Here is a 20,249-nt window from a genome sequence, read left to right as displayed (position 1 = left end):
AAATTTTAAGTTAAGGAGAATACGTATCATGAAACGAGTAATTACTTATGGTACATATGATTTGTTACATTATGGTCATATCGAATTATTGAGAAGAGCACGTGAAATGGGCGATTACCTTATCGTTGCACTCTCTACAGATGAATTCAACCAAATCAAAAATAAAAAGTCTTATTATGATTATGAACAACGTAAAATGATGCTAGAGTCAATTCGTTATGTTGATTTAGTGATTCCTGAAGAAGGTTGGGGTCAAAAAGAAAAAGATGTTGATCGCTTTGATGTTGATGTCTTTGTTATGGGCCACGATTGGGAAGGCGAATTTGATTTCTTAAAGGATAAATGCGAAGTGATTTATCTTAATCGTACAGAAGGAATCTCAACAACTAAGATTAAACAAGAATTATATGGTAAAGACGCGAAATAATTTAGAATATCAAACAGATGTACTATCCAAAGATGGTATGTCTGTTTTTTATTATTTAAAAGTATAAAAGAATAGGGAAACACTTTCGTCAGTTCAATCAAAAGGTGTTATAATAACAATTACGAAGAACATAGTTATAATGAACGTAGAACAAGCGGTCGGGACAAAAGAGTTTAGGATTTGATCAGGACCGAACAGTGAGCAAAATTGTTTCTCAAATTTTGTCGAATTGTGAGTGTTACTGCCGAAAATCCTGCTTTTGGGACGCCGTTAATCGGTTTCCCAGAGCATAAATGTTAAAGGTCCCAGCCTCGTATATATATGAGTAAGTGCTAGTTATTTTTAAGAATAAATCTATCCAATGAAGCTAAATGTTTTCTTTAATAAAATAAATTGCGAATCACTTTATTATTTGGGATTGAGATGGATATATAGTATGATTGAGCAAAATGAAAATATGACAATTAAAGACGAGGTATAACAAATGAAACAACAAAACCCTTTATTTTTCTTATTTAAAAGGCTTTCGTGGCCATACGGGTTAATCATTGCAGCGGTCATTATTACTTCGTTAGGAAGTTTAAGTGGTTTATTAGTGCCTCTATTTACAGGACGTTTAGTTGATAAATTTTCTGTAAGTAGTATGAATTGGGGCATGATAGCTATCTTTGGTGCAATTTTCTTAGTCAATGCATTGCTGAGTGGTGTTGGTCTATACTTACTCAGTAAAATTGGTGAGAAAATTATATATGCCATTCGATCAATATTGTGGGAACATATCATCCAATTAAAAATGCCGTTCTTTGATAAAAACGAAAGTGGTCAATTAATGAGCCGTCTCACTGATGACACAAAGGTTATTAATGAATTTATTTCTCAAAAGTTACCTAATTTATTACCATCTGTATTAACTTTAATAGGTTCATTAATCATGTTATTTATCATGGATTGGAAATTAACATTGCTAACCTTTATCACCATACCAGTATTTGTCTTTATCATGATCCCATTAGGACGTGTGATGCAAAGAATTTCTACAAATACACAAACTGAAATCGCTAATTTTAGTGGTTTACTTGGTAGAGTGTTAACTGAAATGAGACTGGTTAAAGTTTCTAATACTGAAAGATTAGAGTTAGATAATGCACATGTAAATTTAAAGAAAATCTATCATCTAGGTTTAAAACAAGCTAAAATTTCAGCAATTGTTCAACCAATCTCAGGCGTCGTGATGTTACTTACGATTGCGATTATTCTTGGATTTGGTGCATTAGAAATCGGAACAGGTGCTATTACACCAGGTACATTAATTGCAATGATTTTCTATGTGATTCAATTATCTATGCCATTGATCAATCTATCTACTTTGGTTACAGATTATAAAAAAGCAGTCGGAGCAAGTCACCGTATCTATGAAATCATGCAAGAGCCAATTGAACGAACTGAAGCACTATCTGAGTCTGAAAATGACCTTGTAGAAGATGGTGAATTAAGCTTTGAACATGTAGATTTCAAATATGACATCAAGAAGATTCTTGATGATGTATCATTTGATATACCTCAAGGTAAAGTAAGTGCCTTTGTAGGACCTTCTGGTTCAGGTAAAAGTACTATTTTCAATTTAATTGAGCGTATGTATGAGATTGAAAGTGGTGACATTAAATATAACGACCGTAGTATTTATGATATTCCACTATCAAAATGGCGTACTAAAATCGGTTACGTGATGCAGTCTAACTCAATGATGAGCGGTACGATTAGAGACAATATTTTATATGGTATTAATAGAGAAGTAACAGACGAAGAATTAATTGAATATGCCAAATTAGCAAATTGTCATGAATTCATTATGCAGTTCGATGAAGGATATGACACTATGGTTGGTGAACGAGGACTTAAATTATCTGGTGGCCAACGTCAACGTATTGATATAGCTAGAAGTTTTGTTAAGAATCCAGATATTCTTTTATTAGATGAAGCTACCGCTAACTTAGATAGTGAAAGTGAAGTTAAGATTCAAGAAGCACTTGAAACATTAATGGAAGGTAGAACAACTGTTGTGATTGCGCATCGTCTTTCTACTATTAAAAAAGCAGGTCAAATTATTTTCATTGATAAAGGTCAAGTTACTGGTAAAGGTACACATGGAGAATTAATGCAATCCCATGAAAAATATAAAAACTTTGTCACATCTCAAAAATTATCAGATTAGCGTCAAGTCACGTTCCACGAAAATGTGGAGCGTGTTTTTTTAGTATTATTTACGTAAATATTTTGTAAAATCGTTATTTTAACCCAAATTTACAAGTGGTATAATGAATTTTGTAAGATTAAGAGAACTTTTTATATACATAATGTCAAATAGTACGGAAAACAAACGTTTTCAAAATATTAAAGTCTTATATTGTTCAATATTTATAGGGATAATTATGATCAAATATTTGATGGTCTTACAGTTTTGAGTGAGTTTTAAATAAATATATAAATGACAAATATTAAATAGGTAGGTGCCAAATGTTTTTATTAATTAATATCATTGGGTTAATCGTCTTTCTTGGTGTGGCTGTGTTATGTTCAAGAAATCGCAAAAATATCCAATGGAAATCGATATTAATCTTAGTTATTTTGAATTTATTCTTAGCATGGTTCTTTATTTATTTTGATTGGGGAAGAAATGGAGTTAAAGGCGCGGCAAATGGTATTGCTTGGGTCATAGAATCCGCGCATCAGGGTACAGGATTCGCTTTCGCCAGTTTCACATCTGGAAAGCAAATGGATATGGCTGTAAGTGCCCTGTTTCCTATCTTACTTATCGTACCTTTATTTGATATATTAATGTATTTCAATATACTTCCAAAGATTATTGGGGGAATTGGCTGGGTGCTCGCGAAGATTACACGTCAGCCTAAATTCGAGTCATTCTTTGGTGTTGAAATGATGTTCTTAGGAAATACTGAAGCGTTGGCTGTATCTAATGAACAACTGAAACGTATGAACGAAATGCGTGTACTGACAGTAGCTATGATGTCTATGAGTTCAGTCTCAGGTGCGATTGTCGGAGCTTATGTACAAATGATTCCTGGTGAGCTTGTACTGACAGCGATACCACTTAATATTATCAACGCAATAATTGTATCGTCTATTCTGAATCCTGTTTCAGTGGAAGAAAAAGAAGATATCATCTATAGCATTAAAGATCATCAAGTCGAACGTCAACCTTTCTTCTCTTTCTTAGGAGATTCAGTTTTAGCAGCAGGTAAATTAGTACTTATTATAATCGCATTTGTTATTAGTTTCGTCGCATTGGCAGACTTAATCGATCGTTTCATTAATCTGATTACCGGTCTAATTGCTCAAGGTTTTGGCTGGAAAGGAAGTTTTGGTCTAAACCAAATTTTAGGTGTCTTCATGTATCCATTTGCTTTATTATTAGGTCTACCTTTCAACGAAGGATGGGATGTCGCACAACAAATGGCTAAGAAGATTGTAACTAATGAGTTCGTTGTTATGGGTGAGATTTCTAAACAAGTGAATTCATTCTCACCACATCATCGTGCTGTGATATCAACGTTCTTAGTATCATTTGCGAACTTCTCAACGATTGGTATGATTGTAGGTACGTTAAAAGGAATTGTTGATAAGAAAACATCAGATTTTGTATCTAAGTATGTACCGATGATGCTTCTTGCAGGTATTTTAGTGTCATTACTTACTGCAGCATTTGTAGGTTTATTTGCTTGGTAATATGATTTCTAATAAATAGAGTATGAAAAAGAGTGAACGTCGTAGGTAGCGAACGTTCACTCTTTTGTATTTTATGAGGTATATTTATATTTAGGAAAATGATAAAAACCAAGTATAGAAAGTGAGGAGACACTTCTTATACTTGGCTTTTATGGGAAATGAATATTAATGTACTTGTAACGGTAAGGACTAGGTACTGTCACAGTACTTCGAGCAAAATTTGTTTTGTTACTATAAACAACACAAAGGAGATAACTTCTCTTTCAAGAAGTTAAAATCATTATAGCAGACCTTTCTTTAAAAGTAAATTAAAAATTCAGAAAATTTAAATTTATTTGTCTATTGGCGTTTTATTAACCTGTTTTTTTACGAGCTAGCACAGTATGGATAAAAAAATAATTTATTTGTGTTCTATAATTAATGCTTTTGTTAAAAATAAAATTATTTGTGAGTATATTATTGTGAGAAATTATAAGCGTATGCTACCATTTTGATACATGAGAGAAAAATTAAAGGGGTGATTGAATGAATAAAACAATTCGAGATATATTATTAGTTATTGCTGGTTCATTCATATTCTCAGCAGGTGTTAATGCGTTTATTATCTCTGGTAATTTAGGTGAGGGAGGCGTTACCGGAATAGCGATTGTGTTATATTATGCATTCCATTTATCACCTGCGATTACTAACTTTGTAGTCAACGCTATTTTAATCATAGTTGGATATAAGTACTTGAGTAAGCGCAGCATGTATCTAACGATCGTTGCGACGATTCTTATTTCCATATTTTTAGATCTAACAGAATCTTGGCATGTTCATACTGGTAACTTGATTGTTAACGCAGTATTTGGTGGAATATGTATCGGCGTCGGTATAGGAGTTATTGTATTAGCAGGCGGAACTACTGCTGGTACAGTTATTTTAGCAAGAATTGTTAATAAATATCTGGATATTAGTACACCTTATGCGTTACTATTCTTTGATTTACTTGTGGTATTGATTTCACTAACTCAAATATCATTAGATAAAGCACTTGTCACAGTGATTTCGCTATATATTGGAACGAAAGTAATGGAATATGTGATTGAAGGACTCAATACGAAAAAGGCAATGACAATTATTTCAAGTACACCTGATGAAGTTGCAAAAGCAATCGATGAACAAGTGGGTAGAGGTTTAACAATTTTAAACGGCCATGGTTATTATACGCGCGAAGAAAAAGATGTGCTCTATGTAGTGATTTCTAAAACACAAGTTTCACGTGCAAAACGTATCATTAGAAATATTGACGAAAATGCTTTTCTCGTTATTCACGATGTACGTGATGTGTATGGTAATGGCTTTTTAGTAGATGAATAAATTTAAATAAAAATGACGCTAGAATTGGATATTGATCCTGAAATATTAGCTCTAAGATGATTTTAAGAAATTGTCTTAGAGCTTAATTTTTTATCCATAATTTAATCATCTATTTAGTATTAAATTTCTCGTTGCAACTTCGTTTTCGTTAGTCTAGTTTTCGAAAAAATTAAAATGTATTAAACAATTCATATCAATATTTGTTAGTCAATCTTGAATAGAGATGTTATAATATAGTCTATGATAATGATTATCAATTACAGTTGGTAATCAAATAAACGATAAACTTTTAACGAAAATACTATGTTTTTACGATATAAATGCATTATTTATAAATGAAAGTAGGGGAACTATGAGTCGTTTAAACGGAGAACAAGTGAAAATTGGTTATGGAGACACTACGATTATTAATAATTTAGATGTAGAAATACCAGATGGTAAGGTGACTTCTATTATTGGGCCAAACGGTTGTGGGAAGTCAACATTGCTCAAAGCGCTATCTCGTTTATTATCCATTAAAGATGGCGCAATTAATTTAGATGGCGAAAGTATTCACGCGCAATCCACAAAAGAAATTGCTAAGAAAATCGCAATTTTACCTCAATCACCTGAAGTTGCTGATGGTTTAACAGTTGGTGAGTTAGTTTCTTATGGACGTTTCCCACATCAAAAAGGCTTTGGTCGTTTATCAGCTGAAGATAAAAAAGAAATTGATTGGGCGTTAACAGTTACAGGAACAAGTGATTTCCGTCATCGTTCAATTAATGACTTAAGTGGTGGTCAAAGACAACGTGTGTGGATAGCAATGGCTCTAGCACAACGTACTGATATTATCTTTTTAGATGAACCTACCACTTATCTAGATATTTGCCACCAATTAGAAATTTTAGAACTCGTCCAAAAATTAAATGAAGAACAAGGCTGTACGATCGTGATGGTATTACATGATATTAATCAAGCAATTCGTTTCTCAGATCATCTTATTGCAATGAAAGATGGAAATATCGTTGCAAATGGCTCAACACAAGAAGTACTTACGAAAGACATTTTAGAAAAAGTATTTAATATTGATGTTGTTCTTGATCAAGATCCGCGAACTGGTAAACCCCTCCTTGTTACTTATGATTTATTTTGCAAGACGTATTCGTAATAGGGAAGGCAAAAGGGATAAATAACCATGTTTGAAAAAAATAAAAATGAAAACATCAAGTTCGTTTCTCTCATAATAGGAAGTATAATAGTGCTAATTCTAGCACTATTTCTTTCTATTATATTTGGAAAAGCACATGTTAGTATTCCAACTATTTTTGATGCAATTTTCAATTATAATCCAAAAAATCAAGATCATAATATTATTAGCGAAATTAGAATCCCTAGAGATTTAGGTGCAGTATTAGTTGGTATGGCTTTAGCGGTTTCTGGTGCAGTTATCCAAGGTGTTACAAAAAATGGACTTGCTGATCCGAGTTTAATAGGTTTGAATTCAGGCGCTACGTTTGGGCTGGCGATGACTTATGCCTTCTACCCAGAAGCGCCGTTTTTATTATTAATGGTTTCAGGGTTTCTAGGTGCATTACTCGGTGGTTTTATCGTTTTAATGATAGGACGTTCTAGACGAGATGGATTTAACCCAATGAGAATCATTTTAGCAGGTGCAGCTATCAGTGCGTTGCTTACAGCTTTAAGCCAAGGTGTTGCACTCGTATTTAGATTAAATCAGTCACTAACATTTTGGAGTGCAGGGGGCGTCTCTGGTACGACATGGGGACAATTAATTTGGAGTGGCCCCATAGTTATCATTACGTTAATTTTCATCTTATTAATTAGTAAACAACTTACAATTTTAAATTTAGGTGAATCACTCGCTAAAGGTTTAGGTCAAAATGTTTCAGTCATTCGTGGGATAAGCATGATTTTATCTATGATACTTGCTGGCGTAGCGGTTGCGATGGTTGGCCAAATTGCCTTTGTAGGTTTGATGGTGCCACATATTGTTCGTTTTATTATAGGTACAGATTATTCTAAAGTCATTCCACTTACAGCATTATTTGGAGGCATTTTAGTTCTGATTGCCGATATGCTTGCAAGATTATTAGGTGAAGCCCCTGTAGGAGCGATTATTTCATTTATTGGCGTGCCATACTTTTTATACCTTGTTAAAAAAGGAGGGCGCTCAATATGATAGATCCTAGATTAAGACGCAAGCAAATCATTACTTTCATCATATTTGCTGTTCTACTTTTTGCAGCATGTACATGGAGTATCGCTTCTGGTGAATATAAAATTCCAGTGTCTAACTTCTTCAAAACACTATTAGGTCAAGGAGATTATACAGATTCGCTCATTCTTATCGATTTCCGTTTACCTCGAATGCTCATTACGATTTTAGCGGGTGCTGCATTAAGTTTGAGTGGTGCTGTTATTCAAAGTGTAACGAAGAACCCTATTGCAGAACCTGGCATTCTAGGTATTAATGCAGGCGGTGGTTTCGCGATTGCTTTATTTGTGACAATCGGTCAAGTGAAGCCAGATAACTTCGTATACGCATTACCTGTGATTAGTTTAATTGGCGGCATTGCTACAGCTTTAGTGATATTTGTGTTCAGTATCAATAAATATCATGGGCTAACTCCAGCAAGTATGGTATTGATCGGTGTTGGTATGCAAACCGCACTATATGGTGGCTCTATAACACTGATGTCAAAATTTGATGAAGATCAATCTGAGTTTATGGCCTCATGGTTTGCAGGTAGTATATGGGGAGACGATTGGACATTTGTTATCGCATTTATTCCATGGATGATCGTCATTGTTCCGTATCTTCTATTTAAATCTAATGAATTAAATATTATTAATACGCATGAACATATAGCGAAAGGATTGGGTATTAAAGTTGAACGTGAAAGAATAATCTTGTTCTTTATCGCTGTTATCTTATCTTCAGTAGCTGTAGCCGTTGCTGGTGCGATTTCATTTATTGGTTTAATGGGACCTCATATTGCTAAACGCATCGTGGGTCCTCGTCATCAACTTTTCTTACCTATAGCGATTTTAGTTGGTGCATTTTTACTTGTATTCTCTGATACATTAGGAAAAGTCATCTTACAACCATCTGGCGTGCCCGCAGGAATTGTTGTTGCCATTATTGGAGCACCATACTTCTTATATCTCATGTATAGAACAAAAAGCGTATAAATTTGTTATAGCCGTCATTAAAATCAAATCGATTTTAATGGCGGCTTTTGTATATATTTCAAACAAGATGAAATCATTTTTTAGAAAAGGTAAGTCTATTTGTGAACATTTTATAGAAGACACACATAACATTAGCGATGATATATAGACGTGTTTTATACTGATGATAAATTAATAAGGAGGGGTTTTCATGAAGAAATTAATAAAAGATAGACAACAATTTTTAAGTGACATGTTAGATGGCCTAAAAATTGCAAATCCTGAATTAGATGTAATTGAAGATACGGTAGTGGTACGTAAAGATAAAAAACAATCGGGCGTTGCACTTGTATCTGGAGGAGGAAGTGGTCATGAACCTGCACATGCGGGTTACGTAGCTCAAGGTATGTTAGATGCAGCTGTTTGTGGGGAAGTCTTTACTTCGCCTACTCCAGATAAAATATTAGAAGCAATCAAAGCAGTAGATAATGGCGACGGGGTATTACTTATAGTTAAAAATTATGCTGGCGATGTCATGAATTTTGAAATGGCACAAGAAATGGCTGAAATGGAAGGCATACAAGTTGAAACGGTTATAGTTAGAGATGATATTGCTATTAGCGAGCCTGATCAACGTAGAGGTGTTGCAGGTACTGTTTTGGTTCATAAGTACGCAGGATTTTTAGCGGAAAAAGGACTAGCATTAAATGAAATAAAAGAAAAAGTAGAAATATTGCTACCAGAAATTAAAAGTATTGGAATGGCTTTAACACCTCCAATGGTTCCTACGACAGGTAGATATGGTTTCGATATTGAAGACAATGAGATGGAAATTGGTGTTGGTATACATGGAGAAAAGGGTTTACATCGTGAATCCATCCAACCAATTAATCAAATTATTTCAACATTAGTTGAAAAATTAGAACAAGAAATCTCTGCCGATGATTATATTGTCATGGTCAATGGTATGGGAGGCACACCTCAATCTGAACTGAATATTGTAACGAAATATCTGAGTGAATTATTTAATGACAAGCATTACGGGGTAAAACATTGGTACGTAGGTAATTTCATGACGTCACTTGATATGCAAGGCTTCTCAATCACACTTGTACCTGCTAAAGAAGAATGGCTTAAAGCCTTTTTAGCACCTACAACAAGCCTTTATTTTAATGCGTAAAAGTAAATGATGAATAATTATACAATGTAGAGGTGTCAGAGATGAACGTAAAAGAAATGAAAGCACAATTGCTAAGTTTAGCAGATACTTTTAAAGAAAAAGAAGAGGAATTAACAGACTTAGATAGAGCCATTGGTGATGGTGACCACGGTGTGAATATGGAACGAGGTTTCTCTCATTTAGAGGGCAATATTGACGATAGTGACATGGCTTCACTATTTAAAACAACTGGGATGACGCTTATGTCTAAAATTGGTGGTGCCTCAGGTCCGTTATATGGCTTTAGTTTCGTCAAAATGGCGAGTGTCGTTAAAGACGAAATTGATAACGATAATTTAAAAGAGTTACTAAAAACGTTTGCGGATGCGATTGCGCAAAGAGGTAAAGTTGAATTAAATGAAAAAACAATGTACGACGTGGTTGAGAGAGCGAATGAAGCACTTCAAAAAGATGAAAAATTAAATTTAGAAAAATTACAAAGTTATGCGGATGATACTAAAGATATGGTAGCAACGAAAGGTCGTGCGTCATATTTTAAAGAAGATTCAAAAGGATATATTGATCCAGGAGCGCAAAGCATGGTTTACATTCTGAACGCTTTAATGGGAGATGAGTCGTAATGACAACGATTGTATTAGTTAGTCACAGTGCTGATATTGCAAAAGGTACAAAGGATTTACTTGAACAGATGGTAAATAATGTCGACATCAAGGCTCATGGTGGTACAGAAGATGGTTCGATTGGTACGTCATTTGATGAAATACAAAAGATGATTAATCATATAGAAGATGATGCACTATGCTTTTATGATTTAGGATCTTCGGAAATGAATTTAGATATGGCAATTGAAATGTATGAAGGTCAATATGAGATTGTTAAAATCAATGCACCTCTTGTTGAAGGTAGTTTTACCGCGGCAGTGAAGTTATCAACTGGAGGCAATATGAAAGAAGCTATCGAAGAGGTAAACAATACTCATTTTTCGAGTGAAACTTAGCTTTAAGTATGATATTATTAATATAACTGTTAAATAAAATCTGGGTAATAGGAGGACATAGCCATGCAACATCTTATAAAGAAACATGTATTGAATGGCGAATTTGAGCAGGTAAGACAATTAATGTCCGAAACAGATTTTATGGAATTTGAAGAGGCATATATTTCTAGCGCTCATGAAGTAGAAAGTATGATGTTTTACACATGTATTCTGGATATGATTAAAGTTGAAGAATCATCAGAATTGCATGATTTGGCATTTTTATTACTTGTATATCCGTTGAGCGAATATGAAGGTGCTTTAGATTCAGCTTATTATCATGCTGATTCTTCCATAAAACTCACTAACGGAAATGAAGTTAAAAGTTTACTACAAATGTTATTGCTTCATGCTATTCCTGAACCAGTCATTTCTGACAAGAAAGCATTCGATGTAGCTAAACGAATTCTTAAACTTGATCCAAATAATAATGTAGCACGTAATGTGCTTAAAGACACTGCAAAACGTATGGACAACATTGTTGTTGATATTAATGAATTAAACAAACATAGAGATGCACGTTAAGTAATTATATAACATTCTCGATATAGTCATTAGAGTTACCCAACTTTAATGGCTATTTTTATACACTTTTTCTAAGATTTATACATTTCGTTATAAGTTGATCAAGCAGGGTTGAAAATAAAAAACAGTACGTTATAATGCTCACTGTGAAAATCTAAGGAGGTTATCTTTTAAATGGGGCTGAATAAAGAAGCAATAAAAATAGGCTTTGCATACGTTGGCATCGTTGTAGGTGCGGGATTCTCAACAGGACAAGAAGTCATGCAATTCTTTACACCGTTTGGATTATGGTCGTATATCGGTGTTTTAATTTCAGGTTTCATTTTAGGATTTATTGGTAGACAAGTAGCTAAAATTGGTACAGCCTTTTCAGCTACGAACCATGAATCTACATTACAATACATTTTTGGCGAAAAATTTAGTAAAGTTTTCGATTACATTCTTGTCTTTTTCTTATTTGGAATTGCCGTAACAATGATTGCCGGTTCAGGTTCAACGTTTAACCAAAGTTTTAATATTCCCACTTGGTTAGGCGCCCTTATTATGACAATCATTATTTATTTAACTTTATTACTTGATTTTAATAAAATTGTAAGAGCTCTAGGTATTGTGACACCATTCTTGATCGTTATGGTTATATTGATTGCTGTATATTATTTATTTACAGGAAATATTTCTATAGCGGAAGTTAATAGTACGGTACCTGACACAAGCATTTGGAAAGGTATTTTCTGGGGGCTTGTTTATGGTGGACTTGCGTTTGCAGTTGGATTTAGTACGATTGTTGCTATTGGCGGCGATGCATCTAAACGTAGAGTTTCCGGTGCTGGTGCATTGTTCGGCGGTGTCGTTTATACCATCTTACTCGCATTAATTAACTTTTCACTACAAACAGAATATCCGAAAATTAAAAACGCAGATATTCCTACATTAAATTTAGCTAATGACATTCATCCATGGATTGGGCTTGTTCTAACATTTATCATGTTAGCTGTAATGTATAATACAATTTTAGGATTGTGCTATTCATTCGCAGCACGTTTCACGATACCATATAGTAAGAAATACCATGTCTTTATAGTCATTATGATGATTGCAGCCTATGTATTAAGTTTCGTAGGTTTTGCTGATTTAATTAATGTACTATATAAATTTATGGGTGTCGTAGGTCTCTTCATTGTTGTAGCAGTACTCATTAAGTACTTTAAACGTAAAAATGATGATGAAGACCATATTGCATAAGTTGTTACTTTGCATACACTTTACAATTTAAAACGATTGATTTAATCTTAAAAGCAATTCGTCTTTCATTTAAAAGGTGAATTGCTTTTTCTTTATTTTCTGGAAAAGTAATAAGCCTGAACAAGTTTAGACATAAATAATATATAGAAAGTCATGACGTGAGAGGATTATCAATAATGAAAGAAAAGTATAAATGGTTGTTGGTGACGTCACTCATCATTATCTTAGTTGCAGTGGTATTAGGTTTGCACTTGAAAAGTCATTATGACAAAGGACAAGAAAAGCAACAAGGTAGAGAACACGTACGAATCAATAATAAGAATGTAAAATTATTTCAAAATATCTCTTATGGCGAGGGATTACCTAATAGTAAATTAGATATTATAACACCTTCAGATATGAGTAAGGATACGAAATTACCCGTCATCTTCTGGATGCATGGAGGTGGATTTATAGCAGGAGACAAGCAATATAAAAATCCTCTACTATCTAAAATAGCTGAACAAGGTTACATCGTCGTGAATGTTAATTATGCATTAGCGCCACAATATAAATATCCAACACCTCTTGAACAACTTAATCAAGCAGTCAAATTTATAAAGAAAAATAAACATGAACTTCCAATTGATTTCAACCAAGTTGTGATTGGCGGTGATTCAGCGGGGGCTCAATTAACAAGTCAATACGTTGCAATGCAAACGAATAAAGACTTACGTAAAGAAATGCATTTCGAACAACAATTTGAGCCTTCTCAGATTAAAGCAGCCATCTTCTTTGGCGGTTTCTATGATATGAAAACAGTGAAAGCGACAGAATTTCCTAGAATTCAACTATTTATGAAAAGTTATACTGGAATGAATAATTGGGAAACAAATTTCAAGAATTTATCTCAAATGTCAACGATTAATCAAGTAACTAAACAATATCCGCCAACGTATTTATCAGTTGGAGATGCTGATCCATTTTACAGTCAGAATAAGTCATTTTATAAAGCACTTAAATCAGAAAATGTACCTGTCGATACACTATTTTATAATGGTACACATCATTTACATCATCAGTATCAATTCCATTTAGAGAAGCCTGAATCGAAAGAAAATATTAAGAAAGTACTATTATTCTTAAGTAGAAATACTTCATCTTCAGGTGTAGAAAGTGGAGAATCTACAGATGTGAATTCTGGTAATCAAACCAATAACAGTGTGTCACTATATCCATACGAATAAACTAGAAAAAGAGGCAAATCGTTATCATGAATTTAAATGATAGCGATTTGCCTCTTATTATTTATCATCATTCAAATTAGATGTCACAACGAAAATATTATCAAACTTCAATATTGATGGAGCGTTGATTGATAGCAACAATCTTTAAATTGATAGCGTTATTTAAAATTTCTAATATGTGGTAAAATTTGAAATGAGACAAAACATTAATTCAATATTTTTGCCATTACGTATTCATTGTAATAATGTCCGTTGATATAGAGCTTGTCTTTAAGTTCGCCTTCAATTTGGAATCCTGTCCCTTTGAAGAGTTCAACGGCACGTCCATTTTCAGTGACAACTGTGGCTTCAATGCGTCGGATTTTATGATTGAGTGACCAGGCTTCAATGGCGTTAATTAACGCTTGGCCGACACCATGTTTTTGATAGTACTTTTTAACACCGAGATAGATGACAGCTTCATGTTGCGTTCGTTCGTATGTTTCGGTATTGACAAAGGCGTATCCAACAAGCTGTTCGTCACTTTCTGCTACATATATAGCTTTAGACGGCGAGGTAATGTAGTTTTCTAAATTTTGACTAGCCGACGCTATACTAGGTGAGTATTCACCAGGATTATAAAATGTAAATTCTGATTCATCATAAATCTTGCTTAACAAATCTATAAAGTTTTCAACGTCTTTTATACTAATTTCACGAATTACGTGGGCCATGAAAACACTCCATTTTCAGTTAAGTAAATTGTAGTTTCTATTATAGTATAGTTTGGGACTTTGTGCTTGAATCAGTAATAATTATTAAATATAAGGAAATTAAGGAGTCGATAACCATGAAGCCTAAGGTTTTACTTGCAGGTGGTACTGGCTACATCGGTAAATATTTAAGTAGCGTGATTGAAAATGATGCAGAGCTCTACGCATTATCTAAATACCCTAAGCCAGATAAAGGTTCGGCAGAAGAAATAACGTGGTTAAAGAGCGATATATTTAATTATGAAAATGTTGTTGAGTCAATGGCAGGTATGGATATAGCAGTATTTTATTTAGATCCAACTAAAAACTCTGCGAAATTAACACAAGCGACTGCAAGAGATTTAAATTTAATTGCAGCAGATAATTTTGGTAGGGCTGCAGCATTGAACCAAATTAAGAAATTAATCTATATACCTGGAAGTCGCCATGATAATGAAACAATGGAGCGCTTAGGTGCTTATGGTGCACCTGTTGAACGAACGAATGTTGAAGTTAAACGGCCGTATATTAATGTTGAACTACAACCATCTAAATATGATGATGTCCGAACTGCTATGAAAATGGTATTACCGAAAAAATGGACTTTAAATCAACTTGTGGACTACTATTGTCAATGGTTGGATGAAACGAAAGGGACTTTCGTCCATGCTAAAAAAGAAAATGAAGATTACATTATTTATCGCAAAAATAGTAAAAAGCCATTAGCAATTTTCAAGAAAACAAAAACAGCTGAAGATATTATTACATTACATTTAGTTGGCGGTAAATTGGTCAAACCTAACCTGAAAAAGCAAGGGAAACTAGAGTTTAGACTGCTGAAAGGTAGCTCATTAGTCATGGTGCATTTATATGATTATATACCTAAATTATTCTGGCCGATTTATTACTTTATTCAAGCACCTATTCAAGGACTGTTTATGAGAGGATTTGAAATTGATTGTAGAATCAAACATTTCCAAGGGCGTGTCCAGTCAGGCGAGAAATTCAAATATACAAAATAGATATCGGGTGATGTTTTATGCAAATACTTCTGGTCGAAGATGATAATACGTTATTTCAAGAATTAAAAAAAGAATTAGAACAATGGGATTTCAATGTTGCAGGGGTAGAGGATTTTGGCAATGTGATGGATACATTTGAAAAATTTAATCCAGAAATTGTTATTTTAGATGTTCAACTCCCTAAATATGATGGATTCTATTGGTGTAGAAAAATGAGACAGGAATCTAATGTCCCTATTTTATTCCTATCTTCAAGAGATAACCCGATGGATCAAGTGATGAGTATGGAGCTCGGTGCCGATGACTATATGCAAAAGCCTTTTTACACGAATGTACTTATCGCAAAGCTACAAGCAATTTATAGACGTGTATATGAATTTGGTGTAGAAGAAAAACGGACACTAAATTGGCAAGATACTGTGGTTGATTTATCCAAAGATAGCATTCAAAAAGGTGATAAAACCATCTTTCTATCGAAAACGGAAATGATTATTTTAGAAATGTTGATTAACAAACAAAATCAAATCGTGACTCGTGATACTTTAATTACAGCTTTATGGGATGATGAAGCCTTTGTAAGTGATAATACTTTAACTGTAAATGTGAACCGTCTCAGAAAAAAATTGGCAGATATCAATATGGATGAAGCGATAGAGACTAAAGTTGGTAAAGGATATATGGCACATGAATAATTTACAATGGTTTTGGTTATTTGTAAGATCACGCATTAACTGGATTATGTGGATTATATTCCTTAACCTCGTCATGTTAGGTATCTCGTATATTGATTATGATATCTCTGTCGAAAGTGTTGCTTACATCGTGTTCTTAAATCTTGGGTTGAGCGTGCTCTTCTTGTTATTTACCTTTGTTAAGGAAGTACGTTTGTCGAAACATTTTTATAAAAATAAGGAAATTGAGGAAATCAAGCATAAAGATTTAGCTGAAACACCATTTCAACAACATATGGTCGATTATTTGTATCGTCATATTGCAACACAAAAAGATAAAGTCGTTGAACAACAATTACAAATAAAAAATCATGAACAAACGATAACTGAATTCGTGCATGATATTAAAACGCCCGTGACCGCAATGAAATTACTGATTGATCAAGAAGCGGATGATCAACGTAAAAAAGCATTATTATTTGAATGGGCTAGAATTAATGAAATGCTAGATAAACAGCTATACTTAACGCGATTGGAATCACAGAATCGTGATATGTACTTCGACCATGTTGAATTGAAACGTATGGTTATTGATGAAATTCAATTAACTCGCCATATTAGTCAAGCGAAGGATATTGGGTTTGAATTAAACTTTGAAGATGTTGATAAGGTTTATACAGATGTGAAATGGTGCAGAATGATGATAAGACAAATTCTCTCCAATTCATTAAAATATAGTGAAAATACGACTATCGATTTATCTAGTTATATGGCAGATGGTCATGTCGTATTAAAAATCAAAGACCATGGTAGAGGAATAAGTAAAAAAGATTTACCTAGAATCTTCGACAGAGGATTTACATCTACGATGAATCGAAATGAAACGGCATCTTCTGGTATGGGACTTTACTTAGTTCATAGCGTCAAGGATCAATTGGGTATTGATGTGAAAGTAGAGTCAGAAGTAGGTCAAGGAACAACATTTTATTTCATTTTTCCACAGCAAAATGAAATTGTAGCACGCATGTCTAAAGTGACAAGATTGTCATTTTAAACATGCGTTTTGTTACTTACAATTATCACATTTGTAATTTATTGTCGTTATAATAAAAGAGTATATATAACAAATAATAGTCATGTTTAGCTTTGACTTTTAAAAGAGATAAGTTGTGTGAAGTAAGACAGGAGTGATAATTTGGCGATTCTAGAAGTGAAACAATTATCAAAAATTTATGGCAGTAAAAATTTAGCTCAAGAAGTTTTGAAAGATATTAATTTGAGCGTTGATGAAGGTGAATTCATCTCTATTATGGGACCATCAGGTTCAGGGAAAACGACGTTATTGAATGTACTCAGTTCAATAGATTATATGACGAAGGGCTCTATTACTTTAAATGGTAAGCAACTTGAAAAGTTATCGAATAAACAATTGTCTGAGATCAGAAAAAAAGACATTGGTTTTATTTTCCAAGATTATAATATTTTGCATACATTGACAGTAAAAGAAAATATTATGCTTCCATTATCTGTTCAAAAAGTCGATAAAGAAGAGATGAATCGACGTTATCATCGTATCGCAGAAGCATTAAATATTAGTGATATCAGCGACAAATATCCATCAGAATTGTCAGGTGGACAACGTCAACGCACATCTGCTGCAAGAGCGTTTATTAATGTTCCATCCATTATTTTTGCTGATGAGCCGACGGGCGCTTTAGATTCTAAAAGCACCCAAGATTTACTTAAAAGATTAAAACTAATGAATGAAAAATTTAATACTACAATCATCATGGTTACCCATGATCCAGTTGCTGCAAGCTTTTCAAATAGAGTTGTCATGCTAAAAGACGGTCAGATTTTTACCGAAATTTATCAAGGTGACGATGATAAACATACATTTTATAAAGAAATCATCAGAACCCAAAGTGTACTTGGTGGAGTCAACTATGAGTTTTAATGAAATTATATTTAAGAATTTTAAGCAGAATATTGCACATTATGCCATATATTTATTATCACTTATCATCAGCGTTATACTCTATTTTAGTTTTGTCACATTAAAGTATGCTCACCATCTTCACGGCAATCAATCCTATCCCATTCTTAAAGAAGGCTCACAAGTTGGAAGTTATTTTCTTTTTATCATCATCGTCGTTTTTTTACTTTATGCTAATTTTTTATTTATGAAAAGACGTGGGCGAGAACTATCGCTATTGCAAATTATTGGTTTAACACGATCGAATATCATGAGAATGATTATGATAGAACAACTCATGACTTTTGTAATGACAGCCATCGTTGGTATTATTTTAGGTATTTTTGGTTCAAAGATACTCCTAATGATTGTGCTACGTTTACTAGGTATTAACATTAGTGTATCTATCATATTTAGTTATCACGCTATTATAGAAACACTTGTACTCATTTCTGTAGCATATTTACTTGTTATCATTCAAAGTTATATTTTTATTCGCAAACGTTCTATTTCAGAACTTGCATCAGATTTAACTAAAAAAGAAGTGAATGAAACAAAAATTACGTTTAGTGAAATCACATTAGGATTACTAGGCATTATTATGATAGTGGGAGGATATTTTTTATCTACTAAATTAATAGAAAATATCGACTCTATCTTACAGCCATTCATTATATTATTTCTAACGGTGCTAGGGTCATATTTCTTTTTTAGAAGTACAGTGTCCTTAGTATTTAAGACAATTCAGCACTTCAGAAATGGCAATATCAGTGTGACGGATGTCATGTTCACATCCTCAATTATCTATCGCATCAAAAAGAATGCTTTTTCACTGACGGTAATGGCCATCGTTTCGGCAATTACAGTATCTGTACTTTGTTTCGCTGCATTAAGTCGAAGTACATTAACTAATGAAGTATTACTTAATTCGCCGCACGACGTTACATTGAAAAGTCAAAAGCAAGCAAATCAATTGGCATATGATCTCAACAATCGTAACGTTGAACATTACTACAATTATAAAGAAGTCGTTTATGCTAAATTATACAAGGATCATATGTTTACAGAAGGTATTGCTAGACCAAGTTTCATCGCTGTGACTAGTGACAAGTATATTCCTAACGTTAATATTGATAAGGGACAAACTGACATTATTATTCCTAGAGGGTCTATTAAAGACGTTGTAAAAGTAGATAAAAAAGGCTCGACTTATATTGGTTCGAAAGCACATCATGTCAAAGTAAAATTAAGAAAAGCTATAAATAAAGTTTATTTCATGGCTGATGTAGATTTAGGTGGGGCTACATTAGTGTTAAATGATGAAGATTATCAAAGTCTTAGAGCGCACGCTAAAGGTAAAAATATTGTATCTCAATATGGATTTGATATTAAACATAAGAAAGACCTGCCAGAATTAGAGAATATTGTGCAAAATATTAGTAAAAATATCGAAACACGTAGTGAAGCAGCAAGTGAAATCACAAGCTTAACAGGTGTCTTGCTATTTGTTACATCTTTCTTAGGTATTACGTTCCTCATTGCAGCTGGCTGTATTATATATATTAAACAAATTGATGAAACTGAGGATGAACTTGAAAATTATTCTATTTTGCGAAAACTTGGATTTACGCATCAAGATATGTCGAAGGGACTTAAGCTAAAGGTCATATTTAACTTTGGCTTACCATTAATTGTTGCTTTATTACATGGCTATTTTGCATCTCTCGCATACATGCATATTATGGGCGTAACCAATCAACTACCTATTTTTATAGTTATGGCTGTGTATACTGGTATTTATGCAGTATTCGCAGTGATTGGCTACAATCACTCGAAACGCACAATTAGACATTCAATTTAATATAAAAATGACAGGAACGGATTATTACATTTCTGGAAAATAAAGGCTTAGCATGTAAATTTAATTTTGATGCTAA

At 33.4% G+C, this 20,249-nt stretch carries 19 protein-coding genes and 1 pseudogene; 19 read left to right on the top strand and 1 reads right to left on the bottom strand.

The features are described from left to right. Positions 1-28: 28 nt before the first annotated feature. The 14 genes and pseudogenes from tagD (at position 29) to JMUB898_RS10945 (ending at position 13,913) form a co-directional block, all read left to right on the top strand. Positions 29-427: a glycerol-3-phosphate cytidylyltransferase gene (tagD, locus tag JMUB898_RS11010; RefSeq protein WP_002441318.1), complete on the top strand. Its 399-nt coding sequence runs from the start codon at positions 29-31 to the stop codon at positions 425-427. 484 nt (positions 428-911) lie between these two features. Continuing rightward, positions 912-2,639: an ABC transporter ATP-binding protein gene (locus JMUB898_RS11005; RefSeq protein WP_002441320.1), complete on the top strand. Its 1,728-nt coding sequence runs from the start codon at positions 912-914 to the stop codon at positions 2,637-2,639. A 302-nt stretch (positions 2,640-2,941) separates the two neighbouring features. Next, complete coding sequence (locus JMUB898_RS11000) at positions 2,942-4,171, top strand: NupC/NupG family nucleoside CNT transporter (RefSeq protein WP_002441322.1); 1,230 nt, start codon at positions 2,942-2,944, stop codon at positions 4,169-4,171. Between the two features lie 220 nt (positions 4,172-4,391). Next, positions 4,392-4,483, top strand: a pseudogene (locus JMUB898_RS10995) (hypothetical protein). Positions 4,484-4,696: 213 nt separating this feature from the next. Then, positions 4,697-5,530 (top strand): YitT family protein, encoded by an 834-nt coding sequence (locus tag JMUB898_RS10990; protein ID WP_002441324.1) that lies wholly within the window; start codon positions 4,697-4,699, stop codon positions 5,528-5,530. A gap of 352 nt (positions 5,531-5,882) precedes the next feature. Continuing rightward, on the top strand, positions 5,883-6,680 hold the full coding sequence (locus JMUB898_RS10985; RefSeq protein ID WP_002441326.1) for an ABC transporter ATP-binding protein: 798 nt from the start codon (positions 5,883-5,885) through the stop codon (positions 6,678-6,680). A 27-nt stretch (positions 6,681-6,707) separates the two neighbouring features. Further along, positions 6,708-7,712, top strand: coding sequence for a FecCD family ABC transporter permease (locus JMUB898_RS10980; protein ID WP_002441329.1), 1,005 nt, complete (start codon positions 6,708-6,710; stop codon positions 7,710-7,712). Beyond that, a complete protein-coding gene (locus JMUB898_RS10975) occupies positions 7,709-8,725 on the top strand; it encodes a FecCD family ABC transporter permease (protein ID WP_002441332.1) in 1,017 nt (338 codons plus the stop codon). The genes JMUB898_RS10980 and JMUB898_RS10975 overlap by 4 nt, the downstream gene beginning before the upstream one ends. A 190-nt stretch (positions 8,726-8,915) precedes the next feature. Continuing rightward, positions 8,916-9,884: a dihydroxyacetone kinase subunit DhaK gene (gene dhaK, locus JMUB898_RS10970; protein ID WP_002441334.1), complete on the top strand. Its 969-nt coding sequence runs from the start codon at positions 8,916-8,918 to the stop codon at positions 9,882-9,884. A 41-nt stretch (positions 9,885-9,925) separates the two neighbouring features. Next, positions 9,926-10,504 carry a dihydroxyacetone kinase subunit DhaL gene (gene dhaL / locus JMUB898_RS10965; RefSeq protein ID WP_002441336.1) on the top strand — a complete coding sequence of 193 codons (579 nt, stop codon included), beginning with the start codon at positions 9,926-9,928 and terminating at the stop codon, positions 10,502-10,504. Continuing rightward, positions 10,504-10,881 carry a dihydroxyacetone kinase phosphoryl donor subunit DhaM gene (dhaM, locus tag JMUB898_RS10960; protein WP_002441338.1) on the top strand — a complete coding sequence of 126 codons (378 nt, stop codon included), beginning with the start codon at positions 10,504-10,506 and terminating at the stop codon, positions 10,879-10,881. The genes dhaL and dhaM overlap by 1 nt, the downstream gene beginning before the upstream one ends. Before the next feature lie 63 nt (positions 10,882-10,944). Then, the gene (locus JMUB898_RS10955; RefSeq protein WP_002441340.1) at positions 10,945-11,445 is read left to right on the top strand and encodes a hypothetical protein; all 501 of its coding nucleotides are present in this window, start codon (positions 10,945-10,947) and stop codon (positions 11,443-11,445) included. A 174-nt stretch (positions 11,446-11,619) separates the two neighbouring features. Beyond that, complete coding sequence (locus JMUB898_RS10950; protein ID WP_002441342.1) at positions 11,620-12,687, top strand: YkvI family membrane protein; 1,068 nt, start codon at positions 11,620-11,622, stop codon at positions 12,685-12,687. 176 nt (positions 12,688-12,863) lie between these two features. Further along, entirely contained in the window at positions 12,864-13,913 is a 1,050-nt protein-coding gene (locus tag JMUB898_RS10945) for an alpha/beta hydrolase (protein ID WP_002441344.1), read from the top strand. A 206-nt stretch (positions 13,914-14,119) separates the two neighbouring features. On the opposite strand, the gene JMUB898_RS10940 is transcribed toward JMUB898_RS10945, so the two are convergent. Then, on the bottom strand, positions 14,120-14,626 hold the full coding sequence (locus tag JMUB898_RS10940; RefSeq protein ID WP_002441345.1) for a GNAT family N-acetyltransferase: 507 nt from the start codon (positions 14,624-14,626) through the stop codon (positions 14,120-14,122). Between the two features lie 116 nt (positions 14,627-14,742). Between JMUB898_RS10940 and JMUB898_RS10935 the strand changes: the two genes are divergently transcribed. The 5 genes from JMUB898_RS10935 to JMUB898_RS10915 all read left to right on the top strand — a co-directional run bounded on the left by JMUB898_RS10935 (position 14,743) and on the right by JMUB898_RS10915 (position 20,173). Beyond that, positions 14,743-15,666, top strand: coding sequence for a Rossmann-fold NAD(P)-binding domain-containing protein (locus JMUB898_RS10935; protein WP_037541160.1), 924 nt, complete (start codon positions 14,743-14,745; stop codon positions 15,664-15,666). A 17-nt stretch (positions 15,667-15,683) separates the two neighbouring features. Next, positions 15,684-16,358: a response regulator transcription factor GraR/ApsR gene (graR, locus tag JMUB898_RS10930; RefSeq protein ID WP_002441351.1), complete on the top strand. Its 675-nt coding sequence runs from the start codon at positions 15,684-15,686 to the stop codon at positions 16,356-16,358. Beyond that, positions 16,351-17,391, top strand: a complete 1,041-nt coding sequence (gene graS, locus JMUB898_RS10925) for a histidine kinase GraS/ApsS (RefSeq protein WP_002441353.1) — start codon at positions 16,351-16,353, stop codon at positions 17,389-17,391. The genes graR and graS overlap by 8 nt, the downstream gene beginning before the upstream one ends. 141 nt (positions 17,392-17,532) lie before the next feature. Next, a complete protein-coding gene (vraF, locus tag JMUB898_RS10920) occupies positions 17,533-18,294 on the top strand; it encodes an ABC transporter ATP-binding protein VraF (RefSeq protein ID WP_002441355.1) in 762 nt (253 codons plus the stop codon). Beyond that, positions 18,284-20,173, top strand: a complete 1,890-nt coding sequence (locus JMUB898_RS10915; RefSeq protein WP_002441358.1) for an FtsX-like permease family protein — start codon at positions 18,284-18,286, stop codon at positions 20,171-20,173. Before vraF ends, JMUB898_RS10915 begins: the two co-directional genes overlap by 11 nt. Positions 20,174-20,249 lie beyond the last annotated feature (76 nt).

It is taken from the genome of Staphylococcus caprae, assembly GCF_003966625.1.
In the GTDB taxonomy this organism is placed as follows: domain Bacteria; phylum Bacillota; class Bacilli; order Staphylococcales; family Staphylococcaceae; genus Staphylococcus; species Staphylococcus caprae.
This window is presented reverse-complemented; position numbering and strand designations above follow the sequence as displayed.